This window comes from Phocaeicola sp. RTP21359st1_B8_RTP21360_211022, assembly GCF_040911965.1.
Lineage (GTDB): Bacteria > Bacteroidota > Bacteroidia > Bacteroidales > Bacteroidaceae > Phocaeicola > Phocaeicola vulgatus.
In genome coordinates, this window is sequence record NZ_JBDFXP010000031.1 from 38,038 (window position 1) to 62,709 (window position 24,672).

At 51.4% G+C, this 24,672-nt stretch carries 26 protein-coding genes, 1 tRNA gene and 2 pseudogenes; 28 read left to right on the forward strand and 1 reads right to left on the reverse strand.

Annotated elements, in window-relative coordinates; genetic code table 11:
- Window positions 1-3: 3 nt before the first annotated feature.
- The 24 genes and pseudogenes from AB5062_RS15410 to AB5062_RS15525 all read left to right on the forward strand — a co-directional run bounded on the left by AB5062_RS15410 (window position 4) and on the right by AB5062_RS15525 (window position 21,368).
- Window positions 4-240 (forward strand): hypothetical protein, encoded by a 237-nt coding sequence (locus AB5062_RS15410; protein ID WP_032952876.1) that lies wholly within the window; start codon window positions 4-6, stop codon window positions 238-240.
- Window position 241: 1 nt separating this feature from the next.
- Window positions 242-316 (forward strand) — tRNA-Thr (locus AB5062_RS15415).
- A 31-nt stretch (window positions 317-347) separates the two neighbouring features.
- Window positions 348-1,439 (forward strand): DUF4373 domain-containing protein, encoded by a 1,092-nt coding sequence (locus tag AB5062_RS15420; RefSeq protein ID WP_100262940.1) that lies wholly within the window; start codon window positions 348-350, stop codon window positions 1,437-1,439.
- A 93-nt stretch (window positions 1,440-1,532) separates the two neighbouring features.
- Complete coding sequence (locus AB5062_RS15425) at window positions 1,533-2,441, forward strand: toprim domain-containing protein (RefSeq protein ID WP_368326913.1); 909 nt, start codon at window positions 1,533-1,535, stop codon at window positions 2,439-2,441.
- A gap of 13 nt (window positions 2,442-2,454) precedes the next feature.
- A complete protein-coding gene (locus AB5062_RS15430) occupies window positions 2,455-3,204 on the forward strand; it encodes a DUF2786 domain-containing protein (protein ID WP_008669875.1) in 750 nt (249 codons plus the stop codon).
- 128 nt (window positions 3,205-3,332) lie between these two features.
- Window positions 3,333-3,638, forward strand: a complete 306-nt coding sequence (locus tag AB5062_RS15435; RefSeq protein WP_007839659.1) for a DUF3127 domain-containing protein — start codon at window positions 3,333-3,335, stop codon at window positions 3,636-3,638.
- Window positions 3,635-4,174, forward strand: coding sequence for a DUF3575 domain-containing protein (locus AB5062_RS15440; RefSeq protein ID WP_007835993.1), 540 nt, complete (start codon window positions 3,635-3,637; stop codon window positions 4,172-4,174). Before AB5062_RS15435 ends, AB5062_RS15440 begins: the two co-directional genes overlap by 4 nt.
- Before the next feature lie 12 nt (window positions 4,175-4,186).
- Entirely contained in the window at window positions 4,187-6,259 is a 2,073-nt protein-coding gene (locus AB5062_RS15445; protein WP_008669872.1) for a hypothetical protein, read from the forward strand.
- Window positions 6,252-7,130: a hypothetical protein gene (locus AB5062_RS15450; protein ID WP_007835997.1), complete on the forward strand. Its 879-nt coding sequence runs from the start codon at window positions 6,252-6,254 to the stop codon at window positions 7,128-7,130. The genes AB5062_RS15445 and AB5062_RS15450 overlap by 8 nt, the downstream gene beginning before the upstream one ends.
- Before the next feature lie 36 nt (window positions 7,131-7,166).
- Window positions 7,167-8,081, forward strand: coding sequence for a fimbrillin family protein (locus AB5062_RS15455; protein WP_057250448.1), 915 nt, complete (start codon window positions 7,167-7,169; stop codon window positions 8,079-8,081).
- An 87-nt stretch (window positions 8,082-8,168) separates the two neighbouring features.
- The gene (locus tag AB5062_RS15460; RefSeq protein WP_259318503.1) at window positions 8,169-11,177 is read left to right on the forward strand and encodes a fimbrillin family protein; all 3,009 of its coding nucleotides are present in this window, start codon (window positions 8,169-8,171) and stop codon (window positions 11,175-11,177) included.
- A 119-nt stretch (window positions 11,178-11,296) separates the two neighbouring features.
- Entirely contained in the window at window positions 11,297-11,992 is a 696-nt protein-coding gene (locus AB5062_RS15465; RefSeq protein ID WP_228683649.1) for a fimbrillin family protein, read from the forward strand.
- Window positions 11,989-12,297, forward strand: coding sequence for a hypothetical protein (locus tag AB5062_RS15470; protein ID WP_007836006.1), 309 nt, complete (start codon window positions 11,989-11,991; stop codon window positions 12,295-12,297). The genes AB5062_RS15465 and AB5062_RS15470 overlap by 4 nt, the downstream gene beginning before the upstream one ends.
- Window positions 12,198-12,614 carry a hypothetical protein gene (locus AB5062_RS15475; protein WP_008669864.1) on the forward strand — a complete coding sequence of 139 codons (417 nt, stop codon included), beginning with the start codon at window positions 12,198-12,200 and terminating at the stop codon, window positions 12,612-12,614. The genes AB5062_RS15470 and AB5062_RS15475 overlap by 100 nt, the downstream gene beginning before the upstream one ends.
- Before the next feature lie 12 nt (window positions 12,615-12,626).
- Window positions 12,627-12,806 carry a hypothetical protein gene (locus tag AB5062_RS15480; RefSeq protein WP_241677853.1) on the forward strand — a complete coding sequence of 60 codons (180 nt, stop codon included), beginning with the start codon at window positions 12,627-12,629 and terminating at the stop codon, window positions 12,804-12,806.
- A 255-nt stretch (window positions 12,807-13,061) separates the two neighbouring features.
- Window positions 13,062-13,280 carry a hypothetical protein gene (locus tag AB5062_RS15485; RefSeq protein WP_007839672.1) on the forward strand — a complete coding sequence of 73 codons (219 nt, stop codon included), beginning with the start codon at window positions 13,062-13,064 and terminating at the stop codon, window positions 13,278-13,280.
- Window positions 13,281-13,802: 522 nt separating this feature from the next.
- Window positions 13,803-16,247 carry a conjugal transfer protein gene (locus AB5062_RS15490; protein ID WP_008781676.1) on the forward strand — a complete coding sequence of 815 codons (2,445 nt, stop codon included), beginning with the start codon at window positions 13,803-13,805 and terminating at the stop codon, window positions 16,245-16,247.
- Between the two features lie 245 nt (window positions 16,248-16,492).
- Window positions 16,493-16,816: a hypothetical protein gene (locus AB5062_RS15495; protein ID WP_227194034.1), complete on the forward strand. Its 324-nt coding sequence runs from the start codon at window positions 16,493-16,495 to the stop codon at window positions 16,814-16,816.
- Between the two features lie 24 nt (window positions 16,817-16,840).
- Window positions 16,841-16,981, forward strand: a pseudogene (locus AB5062_RS15500) (DUF4141 domain-containing protein); the annotation flags it as partial.
- 81 nt (window positions 16,982-17,062) lie between these two features.
- Window positions 17,063-17,386, forward strand: coding sequence for a hypothetical protein (locus tag AB5062_RS15505; RefSeq protein WP_227194048.1), 324 nt, complete (start codon window positions 17,063-17,065; stop codon window positions 17,384-17,386).
- Between the two features lie 4 nt (window positions 17,387-17,390).
- On the forward strand, window positions 17,391-18,188 hold the full coding sequence (locus AB5062_RS15510; protein WP_032939516.1) for a type IV secretion system protein: 798 nt from the start codon (window positions 17,391-17,393) through the stop codon (window positions 18,186-18,188).
- Window positions 18,189-18,202: 14 nt separating this feature from the next.
- On the forward strand, window positions 18,203-18,859 hold the full coding sequence (locus AB5062_RS15515) for a hypothetical protein (protein ID WP_007839678.1): 657 nt from the start codon (window positions 18,203-18,205) through the stop codon (window positions 18,857-18,859).
- Window positions 18,860-18,874: 15 nt separating this feature from the next.
- Window positions 18,875-19,831: a conjugative transposon protein TraM gene (gene traM, locus AB5062_RS15520; protein WP_007836042.1), complete on the forward strand. Its 957-nt coding sequence runs from the start codon at window positions 18,875-18,877 to the stop codon at window positions 19,829-19,831.
- 166 nt (window positions 19,832-19,997) lie between these two features.
- Entirely contained in the window at window positions 19,998-21,368 is a 1,371-nt protein-coding gene (locus tag AB5062_RS15525) for a hypothetical protein (protein ID WP_007831423.1), read from the forward strand.
- Here the strand turns inward: AB5062_RS15525 and AB5062_RS15530 are convergent.
- The gene (locus AB5062_RS15530; RefSeq protein WP_008669851.1) at window positions 21,351-22,037 is read right to left on the reverse strand and encodes a hypothetical protein; all 687 of its coding nucleotides are present in this window, start codon (window positions 22,035-22,037) and stop codon (window positions 21,351-21,353) included. The genes AB5062_RS15525 and AB5062_RS15530 overlap by 18 nt on opposite strands.
- A gap of 45 nt (window positions 22,038-22,082) precedes the next feature.
- On the opposite strand from AB5062_RS15530, the gene traN reads away from it, so the two are divergent.
- From traN to AB5062_RS15550, 4 genes and pseudogenes are all read left to right on the forward strand, one after another.
- Window positions 22,083-23,207, forward strand: a complete 1,125-nt coding sequence (gene traN / locus AB5062_RS15535; protein WP_008669849.1) for a conjugative transposon protein TraN — start codon at window positions 22,083-22,085, stop codon at window positions 23,205-23,207.
- 10 nt (window positions 23,208-23,217) lie between these two features.
- Entirely contained in the window at window positions 23,218-23,769 is a 552-nt protein-coding gene (locus AB5062_RS15540) for a M23 family metallopeptidase (protein WP_007836045.1), read from the forward strand.
- Window positions 23,766-23,996 carry an HTH domain-containing protein gene (locus AB5062_RS15545; protein ID WP_115648881.1) on the forward strand — a complete coding sequence of 77 codons (231 nt, stop codon included), beginning with the start codon at window positions 23,766-23,768 and terminating at the stop codon, window positions 23,994-23,996. The genes AB5062_RS15540 and AB5062_RS15545 overlap by 4 nt, the downstream gene beginning before the upstream one ends.
- 76 nt (window positions 23,997-24,072) lie before the next feature.
- Window positions 24,073-24,672: pseudogene (locus AB5062_RS15550) on the forward strand (hypothetical protein); the annotation flags it as partial.

Below are 24,672 nucleotides of genomic sequence, written 5' to 3' on the forward strand. Positions count from 1 at the left end.
GGTATGAATATAGATACTGAATTTAACGTAGGAGATAGCGTATGCTATCTGAGCGGGGATAACATTATCCATACAAGTATAAGCAAAATAACTATTGAAATATCCTATGAGGATGATAGCTTTTTGATGGTTTACAAACTATCTGACGGTGTAAGTGTGCCCAGAAACAATTATCCACAATGGGGAAAAAGACTTTTTAGAGATAAGGATAGTTTAATGAGATATTTATCAGAATCGTAACGGAACAATAGACTAACAGGCAAGTCACCGCATTGTATGCAGGCTGGTGATACAGGTTCGAATCCTGTTTGTTTCACACTGAAAAAAAATTCTTAAAACGTATAATTATGGGAAGAATTGCCAGAAAAGGCTTTGAGTACTACAGGGCCGAAACGGACCGGTTCCGTGACATCAAGATCCGCAAGCTGAGAAAGGAACACAGCTGTGCCGGTTATGCGATATACCAGTATGTCCTGAATGAGATCTACCGTGTGGAAGGCTGTTATATCCGTTTCACACAGGACGAGCTGTTCGATTGTGCGGAATACTGGAACATGAGGGAAGAGGAGGTTCTCCGGATCATCAACTATTGTACGGAAACGGGGCTGTTCAATGCCGGAATCTGGAAACAGTACGGCATTCTGACAGGGCACTCCATCCAGATCCGATATGTGTCCATGTGTCACGCGGCCAAGCGCAAGACAGTCATTCCGGAAGAAATAAATCTTCTTTCCGAAGAAAAATCCTCCTTCCCGGTTTCCCGGGCACAGCTCCCTGTGGAAGCGGCGTCCGTTCCGATCTGTGGATCTGTGGCAGTCACCTCTGTTCCCTTCACGGAACCTTCAGAAGCGCCCGTTCCTTTGAAAGAGGGAATTCTTCCGGAAAAAACCGGATTTATTCCGGAAGAATCCGTGAATATTCCGGAAGCTTACAATATAAAGGAAAGAAAAGAAAACATATCATCCTCAAGCTCCTTTACATCCGTTCAGGAAAAGACGGATGAGGAGGACAATTCCATCCGGACTTTAAAATCCGATCTGGAATACCTGAACCTGAAGGATGACCAGATCCGCTGGGCGTGCATTCTGAAAGCCCGTTATCCGGCCATGCCTTTGGAGTACGCCATAGCCGCCGTCAAGGACAGCATCCGTAACGGTGACTACCGTTACAGTGTGGGCGGCTGCCTCACTCCGCTGATAGAGAACTATATCCGCAAGTACAATGCTGAATGTTCAGGAGAAAAGAAGCAGGACGGTTTCCGTGCCGCCCTTGAGCGTCTAGGCATTTCTCCGGCACAGCAACATGAGATTCTGCATCTGTCCGCAGACTCCCCCCGTGTGCTGGAAGCCGCCCTGAAGGAAATCGAGCGCAGCAACGGGCGCATCAGGAGCCCGCTATGTTTTCTCAGGAGCAGGCTGATGTCCGTCCGGACCGCATAATATTTTGACATTAGTTAGTATGTGAAAGAACATTCCATCCTGCCGTCCCGCTGTGAAGCCGGTGCGGCAGGAACTTAAAAAAAACGAAAGATTATGAAATCACAGGAAGCCAATGCGATCCCCTTGCGGGAGATACTGGAAAAATACGGTCATGAACCGGTCAGGTCCTACCACGGCTATCTCATGTACAGCTCCCCTTTCAGAAATGAGGAGACCCCCAGCTTCATGGTGAACCTGCACACGAACAAATGGAAGGATTTCGGTGAGGACAGCTCGGGAGGTGTGGCTGACCTGGTCATGCGTCTGGAACGGTGCGATTTTCACTCCGCCATGCGGCGGATTGAAAAAAGCGACCTGTCCGCCCCGTCCGACCCCCTCCTTGTTCCGACTTCCGCCGGGGATGCCGGCACCAGCCCCAGACTGACTGTTGACAATATCAATCCCCTGACCAACAGGATGCTTCTGGAATACATGGGCCGGCGTGGAATTGATGCGGACATTGCAAAGGCATATTGCAAGGAAGCATACTACCATTTCAGCGGAAGGAAGGACAGACGCTGTTTCGCCGTAGCTTTCCCCAATGACAAGGGAGGCATGGAGCTCAGGAATCCGATATTCAAGGGATGTGCCGGAATAAAAGCCGTCACCTGTCTTGACAATGGAAGCGACCGTTGTGCCGTTTTCGAGGGATTCATGGATTTTCTCAGCTATCTCCAGTATGCCAGGGAACATCCCGGACTGCCGCCAATGAATTTCTGCATCCTGAACTCCACGGCCATGGCCGGCAGGTCCGGAGAGTTCCTTTCCCGGCACCGGCTGGTACATGCCTTTCTGGACAACGACAAGGCAGGCATGGACGCCCTGGAGAAACTGGAGGGGAATCTTGGGAAGGATACGGTACTGGTCAATGAGTCCGTCCGGCTGTATCCCCGGCATAACGATTTCAACGAGTTCCTGCAAGCCTGTAAAAAAAAAGCAATGACTGCAGGAAATGAGATGTAATACAGCAAACAATATGAAAGAAGTATCAGAAAAGATAACGGAAAGAATCCGCAAGCTTATCCGGCTCAAAGAATCCGCCACACAGATCGGATCTGAAGGTGAAGCTCATGCGGCGGCAGCGGCGGTACACCGCCTGCTTATGGAATACAACCTCTCCCTGCTTGATCTTGCCGGTGAGAATCCACAAAACCGGCTGACAGCCTGCGAATCTGACAGAATCAGCTACAAGGATGCAGCCGGCAATATCTGGAAACGGGACCTGATGAGGGTCTTATGTGAATACAATTACTGCAAGATGCTGCTCTACGCGGGCACAACCCATATGGTGGTAATCGGAACAGAGGAAAATGCGGCAACTGTCATTGCGCTCTTTGACTACCTGCGTAAAACCTTCAGACGTCTGTCCGAAGAGAAGTATTCCGGGTATGCGCAAGGCAGACGCGGTTACTGGAGAACCGCCAAAGGTAAGAAGGACTATATCCGGTCTTATCTGGAAGGCTGCATACCCGGTTTACGCATGCAGCTGGAGAAGTCCGGGCAGACGCCGCAGGAAACCGGCCTCATGATCTGTCACCAAAAACTGATAGACGACTATATGGGCAGGTTCAGGCTTGTCAGAAGAAAGCCTGTGGCGAACAGGCATAAGACGAACCACAAGGCTTATATGACCGGAGTTGATGACGGCCGCCATATAAGTCTGAGCAGGCAATTGAAGGATAATACTTTTAAAAGGATAAAAACATGGGCTTTGTCAACAGACTGATCACATGGATCATGGACCGGCTTTCCGTGGAGGTCGATCCGGATGCCGAATGGTTTTAGCAGATCATGAAAAGGATGGTTGCGGTTCATCCCCGTTCACTTGATTAAAAACACATAAACGAAAAAAATATGGAGATAAAAGGAAAAGTACTTACCCTCTTTCCGGTTAAGGAAGGAGTCGGAAAGACATCGGGCACTCCGTGGAAGTCCCGTGAGTTTGTGATAGAAACGCAAGACCAGTATCCGAAGAGGATCTGCCTGCAAGTGATGAATGACAACATGGACCGTTTTCCCATGGAGGAGGGTATGGAGGTCAGTGTCAAATTTGACATTTCCGCCCGTGAATGGGACGGCCGTTACTTCAACACGCTGACGGCATGGGACATCACCGTGCTGAATTCCCGGCCGTCCAATCAGGAAGGAGAAAACAGATGAGAAAGAAATTCTTTTTCCTGGGGATATTGTTGGGCGTCTGCCTGGCATCCCCGGCCCAGTTCTATTCCGCACGTACCAACCTGATAGGGCTGGCAACGGGCAACATCAACCTGGAGGGGTCCATGACGCTGAACCGCCGATGGTCGCTTCATCTACCGGTCCAGTACAATCCCTTCGTCTTTAAGGATAACCGCCAGTTCCGCAACCTGACTGTCATGCCGGGCGTGCGCTACTGGTTCGTGGAGTCCTACTCCAATTTTTTTGTCGGGATGAACACCCTGGCAAGCGGCTATTCGATCGGCAGGATATGGAACAAGAAACGTTATGAGGGAGAAGGCTACGGCATCGGCCTCTCCATCGGCAAGGCCTACCCCCTGTCAAAAACATGGAACATAGAATGGGAACTCGGCGGCGCCGCGGTCTGGGCGAGGTACAACGAATACCGTTGCCGGGAATGCGGCGCCTTCCTGGGCAGAAAACACGGATGGTATCTGATACCTTCACGTGTGGCGTTGAACATGATATATCTTTTCTAAATGTACGGTCCTATGAAAAAAAGAAACATACCTGTAATCCTTTTACTTCCACTGCTGTCCTTATCCTGTTCCCTGTCCCACAAGATGGAAAGGAGCATCAGCAAGGTCGGTCTCTCACAGGCCGGCAAGCGGCCTGCACCGGACACGACATGCTATTCCGTTCCCGAAAAAATCACCTGGAAGGACAGTTCGGGAGTGGAACATATTGTCACCATGGCCGAACGTGACAGCGTTACGGGTGAAGAGATGACCGTGTTGCAGCTGGACGAGGTGACCATTGTCGCGCGTAACAGGAACATCCCCGAGCGTGCCGGAAAAGTGAATCTGGATTTTGTCGTGACCGTTCCGGGCAGGCTGATAGATGACAAATGGCAGGTACAGCTGACCCCTGTGGCCTACAAGCGTGGCAGACGCATAGAACTGGAGAGGATCTTCCTATCCGGCGCCGACTTCGTCAAGCGGCAGAAAAAAGGATACGCGCAGTACCAGGCCTTCATAAACAGTATCATCCCGGATTCCGCCTATCTGAAAGAGATGTTCGACATGAAAGGCTACCGCCGTGCCATGGCCGAGCTGGAGGAGGAGTTCTACCAAGCATGGAAGCATGACTATATCGCCCGCGAGGAATGGATTGACTGGACTGAGAGATGGAACCGCCGTTACCAGCACTTCAACGCGAAGATGGAACGGAACCGCATGGCCATCGCCGGCCACAACACCATCCTGTCCGTACTTCCCGCTTACTGGCTCCGCCGTGACCTGGACACCACGCTGATTCCGTCCCGCTACCGCATGTTCTCGGAAGGCACCCCTCTGAAGGTACGCAGGGTGACGCCGGAAGATTCGGCGCGTATAGCGGAGAGATACTTCGATTACAAGCGCATTGCGGAGAACGAACGCAAACGTGACGCGGTGTCACGCAAATATGAGGAGCTGGTCCGTTTCCCTTACCAGGCCGCCCGTCTGGATACGGTCATCAGGAACAGGAACAATACCTTCAGCTATTATTACCGGCAGGAGATGGATGTTACCGATAACACGAAACGTATTGATCTGACAGTAGACGGAAGGATACTTGCCGTCAATGGCAGTTCCGCCAATTTACCGTCCTCGGATACCATTACCTATTATATAAGCAGTATGGTGCAGTTCCTGGACCATGCGCCCCGGTACAGGAAGGAGAAGATATACCGCAAGGCCACGGCCAATACGACCGCCTATATCAATTATCCGGCAGGCAGATACCTGTTTGACGAGGAATACGGGAACAACCGTTCCGAAATAGACAAAGTCCTGGAAGCGATCAACAAGCTGACCTATACCGGTGAGTTGGTGATGGACAGCATTGACATGACCGCCACCGCATCCCCGGAAGGCAGCGCGGCCGCGAACCGTATCCTGTCCAGGCAGCGTGCCGTTGCCTTGAAGGAGTACCTGTCCGGAAGGACGGATGACAGGACCGGCATCGACACCCTGATCCGTCCCCGGTGGATTGGCGAGGACTGGCAGCTTCTTGTCCGCAAGGTACAACAGGATACGGAAATGGATGACAGGTCAGCCGTTCTGGATATCATGTCCTCCGTCAAGGATCCGGACGCAAGGGAGGCCGGGATCCGGAAACGTTTTCCGGATGCCTACAAGCATATCAGGGAGAACTATTATCCTCTGGCACGTGCGGTGAACTTCGCATTCTACCTGCACCGCCGGGATATGATAGAGGAATTCAAATACACCACCGTCCTTGACTCGGCCTACATGCACGGTCTCGACCTGATGGAGGACAGGCAGTACAAGGACGCACTGGTGATACTGTCGGACTATAACGACTACAACACGGCCATCTGCCTGATGTCACTGGGCTATGATGCACGGGCTGCCGGAATATTGGAATCCCTGCCGGAAAGTTCCAATGTGTGCTACCTGCTGTCCATCCTGTACAGCCGTCTGAAAGACGACGGCAAAGCCGTGTCCTCCTTCATGCGCTCACTGGAACTGGACGGTTCCAAAGCCTATCGCGGTCGTCTTGATCCGGAAATCAACCGGCTGATAACAACGTATAATTTAAACCTGTCGCAATATGAATAAAATAGTAAGAATTCTGCCCGGCATATTCCTGTCCCTGCTGTCACTTTCCTCTTGTGACGGCCTGTTCACCGAGGATTGTATCTACAAAGGATACCTGCACGCCCGTAACGGGTTCCATCACCCTTCCGATATGGGCACACCGGAACAGGCGGAGATGAACCTGATGGTTTTTCCGCTGACCGGTAACGGCGTGGCGGAATATGACAATCTTTCCATTCCTTTTAATGGAAGCGGTGATGCGTATGGGACCTTGCATATCGGGAGTTACGAGTTTCTCGCCTGCAACAAGGATGTCAACATCCTGGAGGATGCGGGCTCCGCCGCCACCGTCCGCCTGCGTGTTCCGACGGAACAGGGAAAGATCACGGCGGAGCAGGGATATGCGTATTCCTCTTCCGTGACCGGTACGGTCATGACTGACGACACCCTGCACGTCACCTGCGAGAGCAAACTGATGGTGCAGCGGATTGTCTTCAACATCACGGTGACGAATACGGGAATCCTGGAATATACCGGAATCACCGCCGAACTTGACGGCGTGACCACAAGCCGGTATGTACGTACAAGGGAAAAGGGAAGCGGTTTCGCCACCCTGCCTTTCACCGTCTCCCCTGAAAAGGAGAATTTCTTCCGGAAGGAAGTGCTGGTGTTCGGCATCAATACCGGGGTGAGCAATGTCATCCGTCTTCATCTGGACGGGGACATGCCCGTGGATGCGGATCTTGACCTGAGTGATGTGTTCAAGGACTTCACCGCTGACGGTATCAGTGTGGACATCACCGTCCGCGTATCCCCGTCCCTACATACCGCATCCGCTTCCATCGAGGACTGGCAGAATGTGGAATGGGGCCAGGGAATAATTACTTATTAATACTGTTTTTTTATCATCAATTTAAAATTTTACAAAATGAAGAAAATGTTTTTGTTCGCAGCGTGTCTTGCCGTATTGGCATGCAGCTGTTCCGAGAATGAAGAAGGAACCGTCAAGGATGTCCGTGCCTCCTTGAAAATCAACGCCAACATCGGTGCTCCCGCTGTTTCCCGCGCGGAAAAGACCGCCTGGGAAGCCGGTGACAAGCTGGGTCTTTATGTCTGCAACGGTACTCTGGGCACTCCGTACAACCAGAATGCCGTCTATACCAACACCCCTTTCACCTATTCAGCTGCCGGATGGACTTCGGAAGAGATCCTGCTGGATGAGAACGAGGCGACGGTGTTCGCTTATTATCCGTATGATGCCACGCTGACCACCCCCTCCGCCCTTCCGGTGGACATCACCACCCAGACGGACCATCTGTACGGACAGGGCGACACCAAGGCGAGCATCCTGAACCGTAATGTGAACATCACGATGAAACATGCCCTTTCACAGGTCGTATTCCGCATGAAGAAAACGGAAGGATACAGACAGGAAGGCGTCCTTACCGGAATCACACTGAAGAATGTCGGTTCCGCCACTCCGTTGTATACCCGTGCCACTATGGATATTTCAACAGGTTCCCTGACAAGAACGACGGCAGGCAATGTGGAATTCAGCGCCGGCGCCACTCTGACAGACAAGGCCGTATCCTTTTCATCCATTGTCGTTCCGGTTGATGCGACAGCGGGCAAGGATATGCAGGCCGTGTTCACCATTGACGGAAAGCAGCTGCAATTCACCTTCCCGGCCGGAACAAAATGGGAACGCTCTTACCGTAATATCTACGACATCGTACTGGGGAATAACGGTCTGGTCATCGGCGGTGCCGATGGCAGTGGTGTGACCATCGAACCCTGGACAGACGATGTGAAAGGTGAAATCCAGCTTGTACCTGTAATCTGACTTTAAGGGGCGGGAAGCCTTTCTTCCCGCCCTGTTACAAACCATATCGGGGCTGCCAATCCCCCATAATCAGACAAAACGATGAAAATGAAGAATATTTTAAACAGCCTTTTCCCCTGGCTGGCCATGACAACCCTCCTGTCCCTGCAGGGCTGTGAGAATGAGGAAGGCACCGCAATCCACAGCCGTGATACCGTGTCCTTTGAAATTGACGCAGGGGGAGCACGGGCAACCGAGACAACGTTTGAGACCGGGGATGCCATCGGCGTCTATGCGGCAGTACGCATGTCATCAGCGCCTGCAACCTTGAAAACGTCCGGAAACTATGCGGACAACAAGCGGTTCGTCTGGAACGGCTCGCAGTTCGTGGCGGACGGGGACGCCAACGAAATAGCCGCCGGCTATGAAACGGATTATTATGCCTATTACCCCTACAGGGAAGACATGGGCAATCCGTTGGATTATAATTTCAGCATACAGGGGGACCAGCGGGAAGGCATCACGCTTTCCGACTTCATGTATGCGGCCAACAGGAGCGGAACAACCGATAAGGTCATAACGCTCGCCTTCTCCCACCGGCTGTCCCGGCTGCAGGTCACTTATACGCCGGAAGCGGGAGAGGCACTTTCCGGCGTGACCATCCAAAGGGCCAAGGCTACAGCCAATATCAACCTGGGAACCGGCACCGCCAATACCCTTGGAGCCACCTCGGATATACGGATGTATAATGACGGCGGCACATTCACTGCGGTCATTCCGGCGCAGGACCGGGATGCCGACGGTACATTCCTTACCCTTTTATTTGCCGACGGCACAAAAAAGGACTACACCCTTACGGCAAAGAAAGAATTCCTTGCGGGGCATACTACCGTAATTCCGTTCATGGGCAAAGAGCTGCAGTATACCTTTACCGTCAGTCCGGAAACCATCGGCAGCGGCTATTCCGGCGGCATCTATAACTACGAAACGGTTTCAAACAAATATTATTCAATAAACGGGAAGCCATTGCCCGGCACTGAGAGTCCATTGGATTACACGGTTTCAACGACAGACGTCTGGATAACCCCGGACAAGGCGGGCAAAACAATAAAGGTGGCGGAAAACCTGAATACCGCTCCCCGAAACGGCAAGGTCCTGTTTACCCAGGCAGAATCCGGAAGGACTTACATCCTGCCGGTACAACAGTCCTCCGCTACCACGCGGCAGACCTTGCAAATCAGCACAACTGCGGGAAACATACCCGCTGCCGGAGGAAACAAGGCTGTCACAGCCGTTCTCAGCACTTATTATAACGACCACCGGGATCCTGATAAAAAAGAAAATGTAACGGTTTCCCTCAGTGGAACCGGGACGGGATTCAGCCTGTCCGGGAATCAGGTCCTGGCTGTCAACAATACTACGACAAATGCCAGAAGTATTACCGTAAAAGGCAGTTACAACGGCATAACATCGGATAACAGCCTGACCATAACACAGGATGCCGGTGCAAAACAATACGCATCCTGGAGCGACTGGAGTGTAACCGTATCGGCCAATCCGGAAACGGTTGCAAACACGGGAGGTACATCCGTCATCACGGCCGATGCAGCCCGTACCCGTGCGTGGACGTGGAACGGTGTCGGCGGTTCAGGAGGTACGGAAACAGACAGGGCCACACCGTCATTGTCGGCAGCCGGCAGCGGATTCAGCCTGTCCGGAACAACACTGACAGCAGGCAACAACACAACAACATCTGAAAGATCCTGTACAGTCACGGCAACCCATGCCGGTAAATCAGCGACCTGTACAGTCAAGCAGCCGGCCGGAACAACCGGTTACGGAGATTGGAAAGTAAACATATCCGCCAGTCCGACCACTATCGCGGCCGCCGGAGGAACGTCAACGCTGACCTGCTCGGCTGCGCGTGACGTATATACCAATGGGGTAAAGACCGGTACGGAAACCGCCACACCTGTCATCTCGGGCAGTGCAGCCGGATTCAGCCTGTCCGGAAAAACAGTCAGCGCCGGCAACAACACCTCAACAAGCACGCGAAGTATAACATATACGGCAACCCATGCCGGTAAATCAGCCAGCTGTACGATCACCCAGTCTGCAGGAAACAGGCAATATGCGTCATGGAGTGCCTGGAACGTGACAGTGTCAGCCAATCCGGCCACGATAGCCGCAAGCGGAGGCACATCCTCCATCAGCGCGGCGGCAACCCGTACCCGCACATGGACGTGGAACGGTGTCAGCGGTTCCGGCGGTACGGAAACAGACAGGGCCACACCGTCATTGTCGGCAGCCGGCAGCGGATTCAGCCTGTCCGGAACAACACTGACAGCAGGCAACAACACAACAGCGTCTGAAAGGTCCTGCACAGTCACGGCCACTTCAAACGGCAGGTCGGCCGCCTGTACGGTCAGACAGTCCGCCGGCAGTCAGACAACGGAGTACGGCAACTGGACCACGGGCTCATTGTCAGTGTCCGCCAGCCCGTCCGGTATCGGCTCATCCGGAGGCACAAGCCGCCTGAGTGCGACAGCATCACAAAGCCGTCCGAAATACACGAAGTGGAACGGCATAACAACAGGCACCACCACAGAATACCGGAGTGTGGATGTGAGCTCATCCGCCTCATGGTCAGGAAGCGCGTCGGGCTTCAGCCGGAGCGGCACGACTGTCACAGTGGCGGCCAATGGCAGCACTTCATCCCGCAATTGTACCTATACGGCAAGTTACGGAGGAAAATCAGGCCATGTGACAATCCATCAGGATGGAAAGCCCGCCGATGTAATCACCTACGGGTACATATTCACGCTCGGAGCCGTCAGCGGTGATGACGTCGTCTCCACCGGGGGAACCGTCACCTACAGTGTCACCTCACAGAAGATCACATACACCAACGGCAGCGAAACCTCCCGCAGCAATATCGGCTGGTCGGCTTCCGCCAACGTGTCCTGGATCAGTGCCGGCACAAACTCGGCAACCGTCAGTGAAAACCCGACAACTTCCGACCGTAGCGGCACGATTACGCTGACCCAGAACGAAAGCGGAAGGAAACTGTCAATCACTGTATACCAGGACAGAAAGGTATCGGTGGACATAAACTAAAAACTATAAATATGGATAAACCATTCAATCATCTCATTATTTGTCTGACGTTTGTAATGCCGGTTGCAGCCCTCAGCGGCTGCTCCGGCCCTAACGACAGTCCGGAGCAGGACGCCGTCATGTCCATCAGCTCCTGCACGGCACGTGGTGATGACGGGCAGGAAATGTCCGTCAGCGAGTTCGGCATGTTTGTAACGGATACGGCGGGAAACCTGTATCCGGACAACATCCGAGTCCTCAACCGGTCCGGGAAATGGACATTCGCGGAGATTTCCCTGTCGGACGGGGATAAAGGCATATATGCGTATTATCCTTACAACCCGTCCTTCAGCGGCGGAAAGATGGGCCTGGACGCAAGGAGCCAGACAGACTATCTGTATTCGGAAAGGACCATGGTGTCCGGGAACGCACCCTCCGCCTCCATCACCCTGTATCATCTTCTTTCGAAGGTGACTTTCAGAATGCCCGCCGCCGTCACCGCGGTCAGAGTGGCGGATTACAGCTACTCCGCTTCGTACAGTCTTCTGACGGGCTCACTGGAGATAAAACCGGAAAAAGGCACAATATCCTCCGGGACAGGAAGCCTGCTGCTCTATCCCGGTGACAGTCCGGCCATGCACGTGGCGCTGGTGGCCGGCGGACATCCATACGACTTCGTCATGCCGGCGGCGGCATTCCGATCCGGAAAGGAATATGTCTACACTTTGAAAACCGCCGGAAACGGGGTGGAGATAGAGGACATCACCATCACCGGCTGGCAGCCCGGAGGCAATTATGAAGGAACAATAACTGAAAAAGAACAAGAAAGGCAATGAAAAAGAAAATTTATACTTTATCCGTCCTGCTGGCGGCGGTTCTTCCGGCAGGGGCACAATCCATCAAAAGTGACATCAACACCGTCCTGAACGACATCGCACTGCCGGTTTTCCTCGGTGTGATGGTCATGGCGCTTGCCGTAGGCATAGGAAAGAACTGGAGACTCATCAATGACGAGAACAGCGAGGGCAACAAGAAACAGGGATGGATGAACGTCGCCTACATGGTCGGCTATGTCCTTATCGCGGTGACCGTCATCAGCTTCTGCGTGGGCAAGATAGCCGGTGTCAGCTTCTCAATCTGACCGCCATGGAGTACAAGGTGCGCAAAGGGATCGAGAACCCGTGCAAGATACACGGGCTGCTGGTACGCGACTTCTATCTGTTGCTCGGTTACGGCGGATTCGCCGTGGCCGTGCTCCTGCTGAACGTCAAGAGCTGGCTGGAGGACGGTACGACAGGCGGTGAAATGCTTTTCATATTCGTATTGCTTGTCGGATGTGGTCTGTTGTTGGCAAGGAAGTTCTATAAGAATGCCTCAAGGAAGAAGTACAGGCCGCCGCATTGGGAGAAGACGGTTACAAACCGTGATGTGAGAAATGCTTTAATGAAAGACAGATAAACTATTGACAGTATGGAAAGTGTTAGAAACTGGCTGGAACAAACAATCGGAATGCCAATTGATTATATATGCATCATTATCATGGGGATGCTGACACTGCATGTTTTGATAAGAATTGCCATACATGGGAACATGGAGTTCTTAAAAAAGTATGGCAAGAGTGGCAATGATACCGAAAAAAAAAATCAATGATCCCTCTAAAGAAAGGAACGACTCATCGTCTGCATGATTCAACTTTTTTTTAAGGAGCTGCCAACAGTGTTTGCCCCCCAATGTAATCTTACCCAAACAAATCTTTGCAAACAGGAGAAGAATACTAAAGTAGGCAACACTTGAATATAGCACAAGAAACCTTGTCCAATAACAGGTCGACGCATTGGGAGAAGACGGTTACAAACCGTGATGTGAGAAATGCTTTAATGAAAAAACAGATAGACTACAGAAAATATGAATAGACTTATAACTGACTGTCCCGAAGTGCTGTTTGCTTTTGTCTGGACATTCTTTTTTTGTGTGTCTTTTGTCTTTTATTGTATCACCAAGGAAATAAAAGATTCAAGAAATATACGTATACGTAAAAACAGCACTCCTAAAGAAATTGGAAATAAGGAAATAGGTGGTGAAAACAATGATAAAAAAGAAGATGATAAAGAGTTGCCTCCTTAAACTGTTGCTTTGTCTGTTACCGGTTTTGACATGGCGGAGTTCCCACAGGTTGATGGCTATACCCAACAATAGCATGGGCGGAAGGAGTATTATCATAACTCTCCAAAATATTATAAAGTTGGGGTCAACTCCGGAGAGAGGGCAGGCAAATACCCAGTAAATCCCTGACATACAGGAAAGGATACCAACCGGTGCATAGCAGATCCATTCTTTGGAAACCCAAAATGCGGAAAGCGGAACGAGGACTACTGAATAGGCAACCGAAATTCCTGTCACAATCAATAACTGTATCCCAAGCGGTAGTGTTCTGAAATGAACCACGGCTGTGAACAGGAGCGGATAAATGACCAGTGCGCATAGAGCAAGACATAGAAAAACATTAAAATGCTTTTCTCCGATTTCCAACTTTACAGTGATTTTGTCAGTCAATGTTTTAAGGGCTGTACTGATTTCATTCATAAACTAAAAAGATATAAATAACAACTGAACGGGATAACAAATAAAAAAACAAACAATAAGAAAATGGCAAACGAAGGATATTCCATACTGGATGTCATCAATGACGAATACGGTGTCATCCTTACCAGAAACGGCTGCGTGTCTGTAGCGTTCCGCATGTACAATCCGGAATGTTACAGCCTGCACCGTACCGACCTGGAGGAGCGCAACGCGCGTCTCTACCAGGCGTTCAAACACCTGCCCTCCGGCAGCTTCGTGCACAAGCAGGACGTGTTCCTTAAAAGGGAGTACGTTCATGAGCTGGAAGGGGACAGCTTCATCGACAAGGCGGAACAGAGGCATTTCTCCGGCCGTGAGTATCTGGAACATGACTGTCTTCTGATATTCACCCTGTCCGGCCTGTCCTCCCTGGCAGCCTCGTACAATGCCAACCCGTTCTCCTACCGGGAGAGGCTGCATGTGTCCGACCGGGAGAAACTCACCGAATTTCTGGAGGGGGTGAACTCCGCCATTGGTGTGATAAACAGTATCAGGGACACCCGTCTGGAAAGGATGGCCGCCGCCAGCCTGAGGGAGTATGTCATCCGGTACATCAACTTCTTCCCCCGGGCTGACTGCGACCGTGACATCCATTTCTCCGGAGAGATCACCGTCGACCGGGAGAAAGCGCGTTGCTATACCGTCTGTGACGGTGACTATCTGCCTGACCGCACCGTCAGAAGCGATGTGGAGGACACCACACTGCCCGTGTCCGGATGCAGCCTGTACATGGCGGAACTGGAAGGCCTGGGCGTGCACCTGCACTGCAACCATGCGGTCAACCAGATCCTCTATTTCGAGGGCTCGGAGAAACTTTATGAAGAGTTCTCCCGCCGTGTGGCGGTCTACCGCACCAACAAGGGATGGGACAGGGCCATGCTGGAGCCGAAGGCGGACGAGCTCGAGAACATGCAGAAGGAGATCATGGAGGAGAGGCAGCTCCTCTGCCGTGCCAATTTTTCCGTCATGATATGGGATGACAGCCCGGAACTGCTGGACCGGGCCGAGAAGAAGCTGCGGGAATACCTGACCGTCTCGGACTTCAAATTCTATATACCGTCCTACGAGCATCTGGCCAACATATACCTGGCTTCGGTTCCCGGACAGGAGAAAGGGCTTGACAGCGGCTTCCTGTTCCTGACCCCGCTTTCCCTCGCGCTCTGTCTGTTCATCAACTACACGACATTCACCCCGGATGAGGAAGGGGTGTATTTCAATGACCGTATTTATCAGATACCTTTGAAAAAGGATATCTGGGACGCGAAGAAAAAACGCATACCGGCCCGCAACGGCATCGTGGTGGCATCCACCGGCGGCGGCAAGTCCGTGCTGACACTGAATATCGTGCAGCAGCTCATCGAGCAGGGCTATATCGTGGTGGTGGTGGAGTTCGGGTACTCTTTCGGACAGCTCTGCAAGCTTTATCCTGAAATCTCGCTGCATGTGGACTATGACGGGGAGACACCGCTGGGCCTGAATCCCTTCGATCTGGAGGGCCGTTCCCTTGACAACAACAAGATAGAGGTGCTATCGGGTATCGTGCAGCGTTTCTGGCGCCGCATGTTCGGGAAGGACGAGGAGGAGCAGTCCGTAGCCCTCACAAAATTCATCCAGGATTATTACGCCACCTGCCTGCCGCCCCATTCCTTTCCCTCTTTCTACCGCCACGTGACGGAGCATTATGAGGATATTTGCCGGCGGAAGGACGTAGACCCCAATTATTTTGACCTGTCCTCCTTCCGCCTCATATGCAGCGAGTTCCTTCCCGGTGAACGGTATGCCAATGTATGCAGGACCGAAGGAGTGCCCGATTTCGGGAACAGGCGGCTGGTCGTGTTCGAGCTGACGCAGATCAAACAGGACAAGTTCCTCTCCGACCTGGTCATGGCCCTGATCTTCGACGTGATTCATGACAAGATCCTTTCCGACCGGACCAGAAGGGGAATGATCATTTTTGACGAGTATGCCGAAACGGCGCAGATGAAGTCCAGAGGCGAGGATATCAGCATACATTCCGCAGTCGCCTTCTGCTACCAGAAGATACGCAAGGAGAACGGTGCGGTGATGACCATCGTCCAGAGTCCCGACCAGCTTCCCGATGACGAATTTACCAAAGGCATGATCACCAATACCCAGCTGCTGTACATCCTTCCCACAACGGATGTGGTATACAGGGCCGTGGAGAAAAGGTTCGAGATGGGGGGCGACCCCGCCCAGTGCAACATGATGCGGTCCATCCGCAACGACTTTTCCGGGGAGCGTCCGCATTCCGAGTGCTTCATCCGCTTCACCGGCGGCCAGGGGAGGTATGCGGTGGTGGTGCGCAACGAACTGAGCCGGGAGAAGTTCCTCGCCTTCCAGACCGACGGGGAGACATGGGCTGAGATTGACGGCTATTCCAGGACCATGCCGATGGAGGAAGCGATAGGCAGATACATGGAGAGACACCCGTCAAAGGACAGGAAATGAAAGGAGACCGTATGGAAAAAGGATTAAAGGGATACAGGCCGCTTCTGCTTCTGCTCCTGTGCGGCGGAATGACCTTGAAGGCTGCCGCACAGGCGGCGATTACCGACCCTCTCAACACCGCCCAGAGCACACTGACCGCGGGAAATACCGCAGCAACGGTGAAACAGGTGACGGAATCGGTGAACAGGCTCCAGACCGCCCTGGACTATGTCCAGAAGGTGTCCGCCACCGTCAGACGCGCACGGATGTTCACGGACCTGATAGACCGGCAGAACCGGTTGAACAGCAACTGCCTCAGGACGCTGGAAGAGGCGGAGAAGATGGACATGAAGGGGCTGCCGGGCATCACTTCGGCCGTGCAGGACGTGGTGGCGAACAACGCCGCCATCATCTCCCTGACCATGGACATACTCGGCAGTGACCTGAAAATGAACGACAGCGGACGGATAAAGCATCTGAGGAAGTGTCTGGAAAAGCTGAGGGAGCAGGAGGCGGGACTGTCCGCCATCCGTCAGACCATCTCCCGTACACGGACAATCAGACGGAATTTGGGACTTGTAACAAAATAGGAATCAGAACAAAGGAGGAATATCATGAGATTGCTTTCAATTTTTTTCTTTTTTACAGGAATGTCGCTGCATTGCGTGACGGCGGGAGCCCAGTGGGTGGTCACCGACCCCGGCAATACGGCACAGGGAATCATCAATGCCGCCAATACGGCCAGTACGGTGAAGCAGACGGTGGAACAGGTGAACAGGCTCCAGACCGCCCTGGACTATGTCCAGAAGGTGTCCGCCACCGTCAGACGCGCACGGATGTTCACGGACCTGATAGACCGGCAGAACCGGTTGAACAGCAACTGCCTCAGGACGCTGGAAGAGGCGGAGAAGATGGACATGAAGGGGCTGCCGGGCATCACTTCGGCCGTGCAGGACGTGGTGGCGAACAACGCCGCCATCATCTCCCTGACCGGGGATATACTCAGCAGTGACCTGAAAATGAACGACAGCGAACGGATGGAGCAGCTCGACGGATGTCTTCAGGAAGTCCGCCGCCAGGAGGCTTCACTGGGCACCATCAGACAGATCATGTCACATACGCGTACCATCAGACGGAATTTGGGACTTGTAACGGAATAGGAATATGGCATCAATAACAGAAATATCGGTCGAGCATATCCACAATGCTTATGAAAGTATCCGGGGGAACATCGCCGTGGAAGCCTTCTATGCGGTAGTGACGGGATTCATGGCTGTCACGCTCATCCACCGTCTGTATACGGTATACCGGGAGGTGCAGTCCAACGAGGACGGCACGCCCACCATGAAGGATTACATGAACCTGGTGTGGCAGTATGTATTCTGCATAGCCGCCGTCGCACTGTTCCCCGTGCTGCTGGAAGCCCTGGAAACGGTGTTCGGCAAACTGATGGACGATCTGCAGGCCGGATTCGGCGGAAAGGTCTATGATGTGGCCGACCTGTTCCAGAAGCCGATAATCGCACAGTTCGAGAAACAGTTCAGCGACATGTCGGTAATGGACGTTGCCGGCGTGTTGCTCAATCCGGTCGGCAGTTCGTTCGATTATCTGCTGGCGTATGTGGCCGGCGTCATAGCCGCCCCTTTCTACATGTACGCGCAGACCCTGTTCATAGTCGGCAGATACATGTTCCTGCTCCTGCTGGAACTTATATCCCCTGTGGCGATAGCCTGTTTCTACAACGAGAGTACCCGGACGTATTTCCATACGTGGTGCAAGAACCTGCTGGTCTGTTATCTGATGGTACCGGCCTTCATCCTTGCCAGCAAGTTTTCGGACGCCATCGTCTGCGAGTATGTCATGAACACCTCGTGGAATGTCGTCCTGCAGGTGTTGTTCTCCCTTGCGTTGAAACTGTCCCTGCTGGCGATTGTGAGAGGCAGGATCCATAACCTTTTTTAAAACAACGGAAGAATATGAAAATGGATATAAAGAATATGGTGAGGGACTTCGCCTCACTGGGAGAGGCCAAGAAGCGGTCCTCCGTCTATGTCAAGGCGGTCAGCCTGTTGTGTGCGGCCATCGTCGCCCTGGTGCTGTTCTTCATGAACATGACCGTCCGCGGAGTGACGGACAGGATCCTTGTCGTGAACACCGGCGGAGAGTTCCTGCAATTGAAGTCCATGGAAACGGACAAGTTATACGAGACCCTGTTGAAGGCCCACTGCAACGCGGTGGCCTATTATGTAAACTCTTTCGACAGGATGAGCATCTCCGGAAACCAGGCGCAGGCCGTGTTTCTGGTGGAGAAATCCGAGCTGAACGCCATCTGGAACAAATACCTGAACGACCGCGCCTATGCCGACGCGGCGGACAGGGGTGTCATCTACAAGTGCGTGTTTGAGAAGCTGCACAGGGTCGGGATACGTGATGACGGTTACAACGTGCTGTTCACCTCCATCCTGTCCATCCATGATGCCGGCGGGGTCAAACGTATAAGGATATACAGCCGGGGCGACGCCATACGCACCACCCCGTCCTATCCGGAGAATGTGACAGGCTTCTTCTTCCGGAACTATACACAGGAATACGAGCTGTTGGACACCTCGGATGGAAACAAAGAAAGGAATTGAATAAAACAGAAGAACATGAAGAAGACTCAAGTAATCATTGTCAGCGTGTTCGGGTTGCTTGTCCTTCTTGTCATCTGGACAATCTCCGCGATGAAAGGAAAGGAAGAGAATCAGAACACCGTCCGTCTTAGCACGGACAACAAGGATGTGACCATTACGGATGTGAAGGCCCAGCTCGAGCGTACCCCCCTGCGCAAGCAGGCGGAGGGACAGGGCGGGGACAATCCGGTGGACATAGAGCGTATGCGTCAACTCATCATCAACAGTGAGATGCCGCCGGAAGAGGAATACGGGCGGAAGGCGGATACCGCCTCCTATATCCTTCCCACACAAGAGAACCTGGACAGTATCACCCGTGAACTGCGGAAGAAGAAAAAAAGGAAACAGGAGAAAAAGAAGGTGGAGAAGAAGGAAGAGACAAAGGAAGCCCCTGAGGCAAGGACAAGATTCAACACGGTCGCCTTGCACAAGAGCAGCAGGCGGAACGCCATCCGCGCGTACGTGCATTCCGACCAGGTCGTGATGGCCGGATCCACGCTGAAGATGCGTCTGGGTGAGGACTGTCTCACCGATGACGGCCGTCGGGTGAGGAAGGACTCGCCGGTGTACGGGGAAGTGAGGAAGATAGACGGCGAAAGGGTCATTGTGGAGATCAGGACAGTCAATGTGGGCGGCAATATCCTTCCGTTTAAAAAAGAAGTATATTCTTCTGACGCAATGGAAGGTATCTATGTACCGGGGAACGCAAAGGCGGAAATCAACAAGGATGCCACGGCCGGGGCGGTGGACGGGACAAATCCGCAGATAACCGGAGGCCTGGACATGGGCAGCCAGCTTATTGCCGGAGGCGTGAACGGTGTGGTGAACGCCACCAAGCAGGCCGCAAGCAAGAATATCAAGAAAGTGAAGGTCACCATCAAGACCAACTATGCCGTGTTTCTGATGGAGAAAAAAGAACCGGGGGAAAGCTGACCGGAAACGGCATATTGAAACATTAAAATGGTGTGTATTCACGCCACGAACAGTCAGGGCAAAGAAGTGATGAAAAGGCATCTGTGGATGAGAATGAGAAGCAAAAGTCCCGGATAATGGTCCGGAACCTGAAAAGTAAACAATAAATAAAAACAAAAATTATACAATGGAAACCATACAGGAAATTATAGATACAATAAAACAATGGCCGGCCACAATATGGTGGGTTATGGGAGCTCTTTTCATTATCCCCCGGTTTTGGGATACTCCACCGAGAAAGAAACGAAATAAAGATAAAATGACGGATGATAAGAATAACGACTTAAAAAGTTCAAATATGACTGATAAAAAAGAATTTGGAGGCAACCTGATGGAAGAAGGTGTCATCATGTGGGCCATATTTACCAAAGAGGGGAAAGCAGCCCTGCGTATGGATTACGAAGTACATCCCGAGAATGGAAAAGTCGGCTATGGAAGGTTGTTGTCCCCTGATGTATCCGTACTGCATGAAATCCTCACACCGGATGATGCTGACAGGTTTCTTTCCCTTCCTGAATACGGGATTTCGATACGGATCAGGATGCGCCTACGATATCAGGGAACTGAGGACAGGGTAGTAAAGCAATCGGAGTATGAGCCGGAAATGTGCTTTCCCGTGTGGATAGTGCCACAGGAGAACGGACAGGTCAGCCTATACCTTGAGGAACCATCCATAAACCAATGCGCTATTCAGGATATAACCGGATTACCGGGAGTGCCTGATTTGCAGCCGGACGGTGTACCCGTAAGGGGCGAAATGCTGATACGACGAGCAAGTCCTCTTGGGGAGTTTCCCCGAATATTCGAGTGTCTGGAAAAGAGAACAAACAGAAAAAGCGACCTGATGAAAGAAGGTGTGCTTGTGTGGATTATGTTCACCGCAGAGGAGAAAACCGTCCTGTATGCGAATGACCGGATACATTTTGCAGAGGATGGAAAATATGTTCCGGGACAGCTACTCTCCCCCGATATCTCCGCCTTTCATCAGGTTTATGACTGGGATGAACAGTATCTGCAGATTCGTTCAAGCCCCGAAGTTTCAGTACGGTATCGGATACGGCTCCGTTATCCGGGAGCAGACGATACCGGTATAGAAAGATCGGAATATGAACCGGAAGCATGTTTCCCCGCATGGATCGTAAAGGAGAAGGCCGGTCAAACCAGCCTGTATTTGCAAGAGCCTTCTACCGGACAATGCTTCATTCCGGATATGGGTGGATTACCGGGTCTGCCGGAACTACAACCGGATGACATACCCGTCAGGGTCGAAATGCTGATACGCCAGGCCCACTGTATTTTCGACACGGTAGATCCGACCTTTCTGAAAGCCAGAAGGAACAGCACTAAGGAAAGAGAAAAATACGCGGATCTTCCACCTTCTTATGCCGAAATCCTCAGAAAGATAGATGCCGAAAGGGAAAAAGAGGGACACCGGCCACACATAAACCCAATAGTGTCCACTCCGCCTGTTTATATCGAATTATCTCGAATTACTTGATGGGGCACCCGAAGATATGGAAAAGACCGGAATGCCATACTGAGTATGTTCATAAAATTCACATCCTACTAAACGGGGCTTGTATTCAAGGATTACGTTCTCCAAGCGCATGGTTTTATGCTTATGTTTACAGAGGAATATCATATGTGTTACCTCATAAATATTATTAGAAAACAACTCCCGTTTTTTTTGGCGGATGGTCGTCATGATAGTCGGATCTATTATATATTCTCCGATAGTGAGCCAGACATGATGGGACATGGTAGGTACCCTATGCCCAAATTGGGCGAGGAGCTGCCTTCTCGTGGCAGACCATATCTTATTCCCGTTAAGCCGGCAATCACCAGATGTGACAATCGAATCAATGTTGTATTGGCTTTTTAGTCTGTCATGAATTTCCATGCATACTATATTACACCTGAATGCAATATTGGATTCTCCTTGTTCCTCGATATAATCAACTATACAAGAGAATACTTCCGGCAAGTCATTGGCATTCAAGGTGTCTTTGTCAACTGGAAAACGCACATCGGGAAGTTTGAATTGATGACCAAAATTACGGACAGTAAAATCATAGGCTCCTTCAAGAGAGGCTGTGTAGCTCCGGCTGAAGTGAATCCGTATGAAGTTTTTAAGACGTATAAAAAGAGAATTTATTTTTCTGTACATGTTAGATATTTTTTTATGAAGCCGCAAAAATATAGAATTAATCATATGAGACCAAACAGAATTTACATCACAGGAATACTTCTCCTGTTTGCTTTTTTATCAGGAAGAGCCCAGCAGCCCCGTATTGACGAGCTGGAGTGCAGAAACCTGAAGATCGGTTATGAGAAGACGCTCCATATGATATTCCCCACTCCCGTGAAATACCTGAACATGGGGGATGAGAACATCATAGGGGAAGTCATACAGGTATGTCCGTCCGTCATCCGGCTGAAATCAACGGTAAGGGATTTCAAAGGAGAGACCAACCTGTCGGTTGTTACGGAGGACAGCAGGTATTACACCTATTGCATATCCTTCGACGAGGGAGCGCAGGCTGTCTACAAGGAGGGCGGTACCATGCCGGAAACGGCGGTTCTTCCGGTTTCTGACGAGAAACTGACCCATGTGATCTATCCGGAAAAAATCGTGTATGTGGATTTCGGAAACACCACCGTACAGGTGGAGAAAGCGGAGAATGTGAACAATATTGTCGCACTCAGGGCCGTGTCGCCGTTTGCCCTGCAGACCAACCTTACAGCCATCACCGAAAGCGGCAGGTTCTATACGTTTGACCTGCGGTATGCGCCCGGATGTGAGAGATTTTCCTTCATTGTGGACAAACAGGACACCAAAAAGAAGCAGGTGGCCATACTGGAGGGAAGAGAGCGGAATACCCGGCAGAAAGCACTGCTTGAAAAAGAGATATCACGGAGACCGAAGCTGCTGACCAATATCAGGGACGAGGTGGCCGGCATGAGATTCTGCGTGACCAATATCTTTGTGGACAATGATATCCTGCTGTTCCGCTTCGGGCTGCACAACCGTTCCCAGATCGGCTATACCATAGACTTCATCCGTTTTTATATACAGGATGCGAAAAAACGGAAAAAGACCGCCGTCCAGCAGCTGGAGCAGCAGCCCCTCTTCTCTTTCAACCGTCCGGAGGAGGTGGCTGCGCTTTCCTCATGTGACTTTACGGTCGCCCTTCCGAAATTCACCATACCGGACAAGAAGGTGCTCATCATAGAGATACAGGAGAGAAACGGGGGAAGACATTTCTATTACAAATTGAAGAACAAACAGCTGATCAATGCGGAGATACTGTTCCCGGAGATTGTAGGAAAACCATAAAGGATACCACATGATAACGAAACTAGTTCTGTTCCTATGCCTCTTCTGTCCGGTACCTGATAAGGAAAGGGCCATATTGGAGGACGCACTCTCCCGGTGTTCCAGTCTTGAGCGCATCGGGGAGATCATGGACATCGTGGAGAGGCATCATCTGGAATACAGGATACCGGTACATCCCCCTGTACACCGGTTCCACCGTATCAGTTCCGCCTACGGATGGAGGAGCGACCCGGTTACCGGACAGCGCAGGTTCCATTCAGGAGTGGATATTGCGGCGGAACTTGCATCGACCGTGCATGCCGCAGCTGATGGAAAGGTCATATACTCAGGAAGAAAGGGAGGATATGGATACTGTGTGATGATACGCCATGCCTATGGCTTTGTGACCCTGTACGGGCACTTGTCCGCCTGTTATGTTCCGGAAGGGGAAGAGGTCAGGAGTGGCAAAGTGATCGGATTCATCGGATCAAGCGGAAAAAGCACGGGAAACCATCTGCATTATGAGGTGAGAAAGTACGGAAGGCCGGTCAGGCCATACATCAGAAAAAGAAGAGGATTATGAGAATACTGGACTACATGGAAAGATTACAGACACTGACCCGTCTGCTGAAAAAAGAACATACAGGAAGTCTTACGCAAATGGCCAGGAATATGGGAGTGCATCGTCTTACCGTCTATAATTACATGAATGAGCTCCGGGCCATGGGGGCTGAGATAGAATATGACAAAAAAAAGAATACATATTATCTCAAGAAATCATTTAATATCCAACTGATAATTAGCAGTTGAAAAATGGTCTGAGTATAAAAACGTTATACTGCTTCCCACTTACATTTGCATATTAAAAACTATCAAAATAAAATTTATGAAAACAAATCATTTACATTACATTGTGCTGCTGGCAACCATCTTCTTAGGCTGCTCATGCAGTGAAGAAATTGAAAAAGAGCTCACAACCGGAAAGACCGCGGTGACTATCGAGGTTGACGGAGAAGAGGATGCGGACTCACGTACCGTATCGTTTACCGGTGGTACCGCTTATGGAGAGGGACTTTATGATGGTAAAGAAATCCCCACGGTAGGTGCTGAAGCCTCTGACGGATATGAGATAGACTATTTCTACGGGGGACCGGCAAGTGAGCCCAAAAAGTACAGTTGTACAGGCGGCATAAACTCCGTATCATATCAAGTTTATCTAAAGGGAGAGGACCACCATTTCAAGTGCAAGTTCAAGGAAAAGAAACGTACTTTGACCCTGACTGCCAATCCAACCTCCGGAGGAACTGTTACCGGAGGGGGAACATACAAAGTAAAAACCAATATCCCCATCACCGCTGTTGCAAAATCCGGATACACATTTTCCGGATGGACTGTGACTAAAGGAGATGCAAAAATTATGAATGCCTCCTCAGCCAGCACCACTGTGCAGTTGCAAAGTTCGAACAGTACTTTGCAGGCGAACTTT

Excerpts from the sequence above, each read along its gene's own strand:
- AB5062_RS15410 (WP_032952876.1), top strand. The coding sequence starts at position 4 with ATGAATATAGATACTGAATTTAACGTAGGAGATAGCGTATGCTATCTG.
- AB5062_RS15420 (WP_100262940.1), top strand. The coding sequence starts at position 348 with ATGGGAAGAATTGCCAGAAAAGGCTTTGAGTACTACAGGGCCGAAACG.
- AB5062_RS15425 (WP_368326913.1), top strand. The coding sequence starts at position 1,533 with ATGAAATCACAGGAAGCCAATGCGATCCCCTTGCGGGAGATACTGGAA.
- AB5062_RS15430 (WP_008669875.1), top strand. The coding sequence starts at position 2,455 with ATGAAAGAAGTATCAGAAAAGATAACGGAAAGAATCCGCAAGCTTATC.
- AB5062_RS15435 (WP_007839659.1), top strand. The coding sequence starts at position 3,333 with ATGGAGATAAAAGGAAAAGTACTTACCCTCTTTCCGGTTAAGGAAGGA.
- AB5062_RS15440 (WP_007835993.1), top strand. The coding sequence starts at position 3,635 with ATGAGAAAGAAATTCTTTTTCCTGGGGATATTGTTGGGCGTCTGCCTG.
- AB5062_RS15445 (WP_008669872.1), top strand. The coding sequence starts at position 4,187 with ATGAAAAAAAGAAACATACCTGTAATCCTTTTACTTCCACTGCTGTCC.
- AB5062_RS15450 (WP_007835997.1), top strand. The coding sequence starts at position 6,252 with ATGAATAAAATAGTAAGAATTCTGCCCGGCATATTCCTGTCCCTGCTG.
- AB5062_RS15455 (WP_057250448.1), top strand. The coding sequence starts at position 7,167 with ATGAAGAAAATGTTTTTGTTCGCAGCGTGTCTTGCCGTATTGGCATGC.
- AB5062_RS15460 (WP_259318503.1), top strand. The coding sequence starts at position 8,169 with ATGAAGAATATTTTAAACAGCCTTTTCCCCTGGCTGGCCATGACAACC.
- AB5062_RS15465 (WP_228683649.1), top strand. The coding sequence starts at position 11,297 with ATGTCCATCAGCTCCTGCACGGCACGTGGTGATGACGGGCAGGAAATG.
- AB5062_RS15470 (WP_007836006.1), top strand. The coding sequence starts at position 11,989 with ATGAAAAAGAAAATTTATACTTTATCCGTCCTGCTGGCGGCGGTTCTT.
- AB5062_RS15475 (WP_008669864.1), top strand. The coding sequence starts at position 12,198 with ATGGATGAACGTCGCCTACATGGTCGGCTATGTCCTTATCGCGGTGAC.
- AB5062_RS15480 (WP_241677853.1), top strand. The coding sequence starts at position 12,627 with ATGGAAAGTGTTAGAAACTGGCTGGAACAAACAATCGGAATGCCAATT.
- AB5062_RS15485 (WP_007839672.1), top strand. The coding sequence starts at position 13,062 with ATGAATAGACTTATAACTGACTGTCCCGAAGTGCTGTTTGCTTTTGTC.
- AB5062_RS15490 (WP_008781676.1), top strand. The coding sequence starts at position 13,803 with ATGGCAAACGAAGGATATTCCATACTGGATGTCATCAATGACGAATAC.
- AB5062_RS15495 (WP_227194034.1), top strand. The coding sequence starts at position 16,493 with ATGTTCACGGACCTGATAGACCGGCAGAACCGGTTGAACAGCAACTGC.
- AB5062_RS15505 (WP_227194048.1), top strand. The coding sequence starts at position 17,063 with ATGTTCACGGACCTGATAGACCGGCAGAACCGGTTGAACAGCAACTGC.
- AB5062_RS15510 (WP_032939516.1), top strand. The coding sequence starts at position 17,391 with ATGGCATCAATAACAGAAATATCGGTCGAGCATATCCACAATGCTTAT.
- AB5062_RS15515 (WP_007839678.1), top strand. The coding sequence starts at position 18,203 with ATGAAAATGGATATAAAGAATATGGTGAGGGACTTCGCCTCACTGGGA.
- traM (WP_007836042.1), top strand. The coding sequence starts at position 18,875 with ATGAAGAAGACTCAAGTAATCATTGTCAGCGTGTTCGGGTTGCTTGTC.
- AB5062_RS15525 (WP_007831423.1), top strand. The coding sequence starts at position 19,998 with ATGGAAACCATACAGGAAATTATAGATACAATAAAACAATGGCCGGCC.
- AB5062_RS15530 (WP_008669851.1), bottom strand. The coding sequence starts at position 22,037 with ATGTACAGAAAAATAAATTCTCTTTTTATACGTCTTAAAAACTTCATA.
- traN (WP_008669849.1), top strand. The coding sequence starts at position 22,083 with ATGAGACCAAACAGAATTTACATCACAGGAATACTTCTCCTGTTTGCT.
- AB5062_RS15540 (WP_007836045.1), top strand. The coding sequence starts at position 23,218 with ATGATAACGAAACTAGTTCTGTTCCTATGCCTCTTCTGTCCGGTACCT.
- AB5062_RS15545 (WP_115648881.1), top strand. The coding sequence starts at position 23,766 with ATGAGAATACTGGACTACATGGAAAGATTACAGACACTGACCCGTCTG.